The 5,906-nt window shown below is 71.9% G+C and carries 5 protein-coding genes and 1 pseudogene; 3 read left to right on the forward strand and 3 right to left on the reverse strand.

What is annotated here, in order from left to right:
• Window positions 1-109 precede the first annotated feature (109 nt).
• Window positions 110-922 (reverse strand): acyl-CoA thioesterase, encoded by an 813-nt coding sequence (locus FF36_RS30880; protein ID WP_044888749.1) that lies wholly within the window; start codon window positions 920-922, stop codon window positions 110-112.
• A gap of 380 nt (window positions 923-1,302) precedes the next feature.
• On the opposite strand from FF36_RS30880, the gene FF36_RS30885 reads away from it, so the two are divergent.
• The 3 genes from FF36_RS30885 to FF36_RS30895 all read left to right on the forward strand — a co-directional run bounded on the left by FF36_RS30885 (window position 1,303) and on the right by FF36_RS30895 (window position 4,086).
• Window positions 1,303-1,788, forward strand: a complete 486-nt coding sequence (locus FF36_RS30885) for a GNAT family N-acetyltransferase (RefSeq protein ID WP_236706610.1) — start codon at window positions 1,303-1,305, stop codon at window positions 1,786-1,788.
• A partial coding sequence (locus FF36_RS30890; RefSeq protein WP_242423001.1) for a PLP-dependent cysteine synthase family protein occupies window positions 1,785-2,753 on the forward strand: 969 nt, incomplete at its 3' end. The genes FF36_RS30885 and FF36_RS30890, both read left to right, overlap by 4 nt.
• A 529-nt stretch (window positions 2,754-3,282) precedes the next feature.
• Window positions 3,283-4,086 carry an NADPH-dependent oxidoreductase gene (locus FF36_RS30895; protein ID WP_044888751.1) on the forward strand — a complete coding sequence of 268 codons (804 nt, stop codon included), beginning with the start codon at window positions 3,283-3,285 and terminating at the stop codon, window positions 4,084-4,086.
• Between the two features lie 59 nt (window positions 4,087-4,145).
• Here FF36_RS30895 and FF36_RS30900 read toward each other — a convergent pair whose 3' ends face one another.
• Window positions 4,146-5,534 carry an MFS transporter gene (locus FF36_RS30900; protein WP_236706611.1) on the reverse strand — a complete coding sequence of 463 codons (1,389 nt, stop codon included), beginning with the start codon at window positions 5,532-5,534 and terminating at the stop codon, window positions 4,146-4,148.
• A gap of 39 nt (window positions 5,535-5,573) precedes the next feature.
• A pseudogene (locus tag FF36_RS35785) lies at window positions 5,574-5,906 on the reverse strand (hypothetical protein); the annotation flags it as partial.

Here is a 5,906-nt window from a genome sequence, read left to right on the forward strand (position 1 = left end):
CAGCTCGCCCACCCACTCACCCTGCATGATCACAACACTGGCGTCGACCACCACACCAGAACCCGGACCCGCAAGATTTTCAGTGGTCTCCTAGGACGCGCCGCGAGCCCTAGGACGCGTCGGCGGCCGGCCTGCGCGAGCGGATGAGCTGTTCCTGCGCGATCGCGAGGATCAGATTCCCCGCGGCGTCCCGGACCGAGCCGGAGTACAGCCCGAGCCCGCTGGCGGCGCTGCTGGGCCACATCTCCAGGGTCATCCCGTCGTCGGCCCGCGCCGGGGCGTGGAACCAGATCGAGTGGCTGACGCTGGATTCCGTGCTGGCGATGCCGGGATCGGCGAGTTGGCCGAAGCCGGTGCCGATGTCGGACATGTAGGCGATGGCGCAGGTGTGGGTCAGCCAGTCGTCCGACAGCGGGCCGACGGGGAGGATCTCGGCGTGGTCCGGGAAGAAGAACCGGTCGCCCTGCTGGTGGCGGGGGGTGAACTCGCACAGGTCGAGCAGGAGCATCCGGTGCTTGTCCGGCGGCTCGGTGTAGGTGCGCCCCAGCCGCGGCACCGCGTCGAGGACGAAGTCACCCGTGCCCCGGGTGAACGACGTGACCATCGAGAAGATCACCTTGTCGTCCTGGAGGGCGACGACCCGGCGCGCCGAGAAGGAGCGGCCGTCGCGGTCGCGGTCGACGTGCAGCGCGACCGGAGCGTCGAGCCGTCCGGCCCGCAGGAAGTAGCCGTGCAGCGAGTGCGGCCGGCGGTCGGGCTCGATCGTCATCGCCGCCGCACGCAGAGCCAGGGCGAGGATCTGGCCGCCGTAGAGCGGGTAGCCACCGGTATCGACCAGGCTCACCGACTGGAAGTCATCCTCGCCGACCCGAACGATCTGCAACGCCTGCTCGAGGGTCTGGGCGACGGAATGCCCGCTCACCTGCTCATCACTCGCACGGGACCGACGTTCCCACAGCCGCTGGCGAGACAGCAACAGTTGTCGAAGCCGTAGGACGAAGCCGACACGGCAGCGACCCCGGCACCGACTCGGCCGAGGGCCGGTGAACGCCGGGGACGCGGTCGCCGACCGCGCGGGGGTCCGATCAGTTCTTGATCGATTTCTCCGGGGATGTCGTCACCACCGTTGATTATCTTGAACGCATCGGCGGCAGCCGCGCGCATTCCCCATCTGTCGACCGAGAAGGTGGAGAATACTGGGCACACCGATCCTCCTCGTGCGGCCGGTGCGCCGCCCCTCGTCGATCTGGAGCAGGCGTGGCACCCGAATCGATGGTCCACACATCCATGATCCACACATCAATGATCCACATTGAGAGCGTCGAGTGGGACGACCCGGTGGCGGTGACACTGCGCGACGCGATGGCCGCGGAGATGCGGCTGCGCTATGCCGACCGGCTGGCCACCCGGCCGCCGACCCCTGACCGGGGCATCGAGGCCGAGACGGTCGCCTACACCGGTGTCGCCTACACCGCCGACCGGCTGCCCGTCGGGCATGCCGCGTTGCGCTGGCTGGGTGACGACCTGGAACTCAAGCGCCTGTACGTCCTGCCCGCCCACCGCGGCCGCGGGGTGTCGGCCGCGCTGCTGACGGCGGTGGAACACGCGGCGCGGCACCTGGGCGCGGGACGGATCGTGCTGCAGACCGGGGACCGGCAGCCGGACGCGGAGCGCGTGTACGCCAGAACCGGTTACACCCGCATCCCGATCTTCCCCCCGTACGAGGCGCTGACCCACTCCCGCTGTTTCCAGAAGATCCTCGCCGGTGCGGACGCGCACGTGTCATGACGGTCCACGAGTCGGTCCTCGACGCGATCGGCGAGACTCCGCTGCTCCGGCTCACGCGGCTCGGCCGCGGGATCGCGACCCCCCTCTACGCGAAGGCGGAGTTCCTCAACATCGGGGGCAGCGTGAAGGACCGGGCCGCGTTGTCGATGGTGCTCCAGGCCGAACGCGACGGGCTGCTGCGACCGGGTGGGACGATCGTCGAGGCCTCGTCCGGCAACACCGGGATCGGCCTGGCGATCATCGGCCGGCAACGAGGTTACCGGGTGATCGTCGGGGTGTCGGACCGATCGGCCCGGGAGAAGGTCGACATTCTGCGGGCCTACGGCGCCGAGGTCGTGCTCGCCCCCACCAGGCTCGCCAGACAGCATCCGGATCACCTCTTCCACGTCGTGCGCCGCCTGGTGGACGAGATTCCGGGCGCCTGGCTGGCGAACCAGTACGACAACCCGGCGAACCCCGCGGCCCACCTGCGCACGACGGGCCCGGAGATCTGGCGGCAGACGGGCGGACGGGTGACGCATTTCGTGGCCGGCGTCGGCACCGGAGGCACCATCAGCGGCACGGGCGAGTTCCTCCGACAGGCGTCGGGGGGGACGGTCACGGTCGTCGGGGCCGACCCTGAGACGTCGGTCTACTCCGGCGGTGACGGCAGCGCCTACTACGTCGAGAGCATCGGCCATTTCCTGCACCCCGACACCGCGGAGGACGTCTGGCCGCAGTCCTACCACCGCGAGGCGGTCGATCGGTTCGAGCGGATACCGGATCGGGAGTCCCTGCTGACCGCGCGGCGGCTGGCCAGCGAGGAGGGGCTGCTCGCCGGCCCGTCGTCGGGTACGGCCGCCGCCGCCGCGCTGCGGGTCGCCCGCGCTCTCGGCCCGGATGATCTCGTCGTGGTCCTGCTGCCCGACTCGGGCCGGTCCTACCTGTCGACCGTCTTCAGCGACGACTGGCTGCGGCGGTGGGGGNTCCTGGACGACCCCGCCGGCAACGGCCCCGACAACGCCGACGGCACCGACGGCACCGTGCGTCAGCTCCTCGACCGCCTCCCCGGCTGGGCCGACCGCCTGGTCGCGGTCTCCTCGCGGGCCAGCGCCGGCGCTGTCGTGGCCGGTCTGCCCGGGTCGGCGGTGGCCGTCCCGGTCGTTCTTCCCCGCGCCGAGCGCCGGCACGGACTGTCCGCCACCGAGATCCTCGGCTGGGTCGAACCCGCCGCGCTCGGGGCGGCGATCGCCGCGGGCAGGATCTCCCCGGACAGCCCGGTGCTGGATCACCTCGGCGACCCGCTCCCGGCCGTCGGCGGCGGCCAGACGATCTCCGAGGCCCGCTCCGCGCTCGGCCCGCGCCACGCCGCCGCCGTCGTCCTGCGGGACGGCCGCGCCGTCTCCCTCATCACCCGCGACGAGCTGGACGCGGCAATCCGGTAGGAAACCACCGATACCCGGCCGGGCGCCCCTGGTCGCCGGCCTTCCCCTGGGCCATCACGAGAGGACATCTATGACGATCACCGCGCGGTACGCGGATCCGGCGGCGACGCTCCACGTCACCAGCGAGACCGTGACGCTGCAGCTCGCGCATCGGTCGGTGCGCAGGTTCACGCCCCGGCCGGTCACCGACGACGAGCTGGCGGCGCTGGTCGCGGCCGCCCAGTCCGCGTCGACGTCGTCCAACCTGCAGGCGTGGAGCGTGGTCGCCGTGCGGGATCCGCAGCGCAAGGACCGGCTCGCGGCGCTGGCGGGCAACCAGCGGTTCATCAGCGAGGCACCGCTGTTCCTGATCTGGATCGCCGACCTGAGCCGGGCGCATCGACTCGCCGACGGCGCGGGCGCAGGCAGGGTGCCGGAGGGCACCGACTATCTGGAGTCGACGATCCTCGGCTTCGTCGACGCCGCCCTCGCGGCGCAGAACGCCGTCGTCGCGGCCGAGTCGCTCGGCCTGGGCACGGTGTTCGTCGGGGCGGTCCGCAACCATCCCGAACAGATCGCGGCCGAGCTGGGCCTGCCACCGCACGCGGCGGCGGCGTTCGGGCTCGCGGTCGGCACGCCCGACCCGGCCGAGCACGCCGGGATCAAGCCGCGGCTGCCGCAGGCCGCCGTCCTGCACCACGAGCGGTACGACGCCGCCACGGCCGACGCGCACATCCCCGCCTACGACGAGCGGCTGGGTGCGTACAACGCCCGGCACGGCCTGCCCGGTTCGTGGAGCGAGCGCGTGCTGGCCCGGCTGGCCGGCCCGCAGTCGCTCTCCGGCCGGCACCGGTTGCGGGAGGCGCTGGCGAACCTCGGCCTGCCGTCCCGCTGACCGCATCCACCAGAGGGGCGACTGCCCGGTCTCCACAGCCATCGGCCCGGCGGAGACGTTCAGGCCACGTTCACCGTTCTCGAACTACTCTCCGCTATGGGCGGGTTGTCGTCCGGTCCGGCGGCGTGAGCGTCGGCGGGCCGCATGAGGACGATGACGAGCAGGCCGGCGAGGATGCCGATGGCTCCGGCGACGACGAAGGTCGCTTGTATGCCGGTCACCGCCGCACCGTGCGCCGCGCTGTCGAGGAACCGCCGCCCGGCGGACGGAGCGGTCAGCAGCAGGGCCGGTGTCTCTCCCCCGGCGATGGCGTGGGCGAGCTGTGCCGCGTCCGGGACGCCGCGGGCGGACAGGCTGCCCTGCGCGCGGGCGGTGAAGACACTGCCCAGCACGGCGATGCCGAAGGCGAAGCCGAGCTGGCGGGTGGTGTTGACCGCGCCGGCGGCCATGCCGCCCCGCTCGGCGGGCACGAGGGACATCGAAACCGAGCCGAGGACCGGCGTCACCAGGCCGACCCCGATACCGATCACGGCGAAGCCCGGCACGAGCTGCGGCCATCCGGCCGATCCGTGGACGAGCGCGGCGGTGAGCAGTCCGCCGAGCCCGATGAACAGCAGCCCCACCCCGATGACCAGATCGGGCCGCCGGCCGTGCAGCACCCGGCCCAGCCCCGCCGAGACACCGAATGCCATGATCGACATGGGCAGGCCGGTGAGTCCCGCCTCGATCGGGCTGAGTCCCAGTACGGACTGCAACCAGATCGAGGTGTAGGTGAACGCGGCGAAGGCCGCGAAGGTCAGCAGGAGTCCGGCGAGCAGCACCCCGACGAACGAGCGGTTGCGCAGCAGCGCGAGGTCGAGCATGGGGTGCTGCGTATGCGCCTCGACCGCGGTGAACACGGCCAGCAGTACCACCGCCGCCGCCAGCAGCCCCCAGATGCCGGGGTCGGACCAGCCGTGCTCGTTCGCGCGGATGAGCGCGTAGGTGGCACCGGCCGCCGCGGCGGTGAAGCTGGTCATGCCCCCGAGGTCCACCCTGGCGCGGGCCGGTGCGTGCGCGTCGACGAGCGTGGTAGAGCACAGCAGGATGGCGACGGCGCTGACCGGCAGGTTGACGAAGAAGATCCAGCGCCAGGACGCGCCCTCGGTGAGAAGTCCGCCCAGGATCGGGCCCACCGCGGCCGAGCCGCCCGCCACCGCGCCCCAGACGCCGTAGGCGCTACCCCGGTCGCGGCCGGTGTAGGCGCTGTTGAGCAGGGCGAAGGTGGTTGCGAACATCGCCGCCGCGCCGACGCCCTGGACCGCGCGCATGGCGATCAGCACACCCGGGTCGGGGGCCAGACCACACATCAGCGAGGAGGCCGCGAAGACCGCGAGCCCGCCGATGTAGGCGCGGCGGTGCCCGACGAGGTCGGCGATCGAGCCGGCGCCGAGCACCAGCGCGGCCACGGAACCTGTCAACCTGTTTGAGGCAGGATGGTGCAGTAATTAGCCGGTGGTCGTGTCTGGTTGGTCTTCGGGGTCGGGGGGCCGGTTGATCCACGCGGGTTGCGGGAGTGCGGGTGGGGTCGGGGGTCGGCGGACGAACCGTTCGGGGTGGGTGGCGTTGTCGAGGACGGCGGCGCGGGCCTGGTGGACCGCGGCGGCCTGGCCGTGGTGGACGGCCGTCGGGGTGAGCAGGCCGATCCCGGAATGACGGTGATGATTGTTGTAGTGGTCGAAGAAGTCCGGGTCTTCGAAGTTGACCGGGGTGAGGTGTGGGGCTCGCGTCCGGCTTGGTGGCTGTGCGTGATGCTGGTCTGGTGTGGCCTGGGTGTAGGA

It is taken from the genome of Frankia torreyi (assembly GCF_000948395.1).
GTDB lineage: Bacteria > Actinomycetota > Actinomycetes > Frankiales > Frankiaceae > Frankia > Frankia torreyi.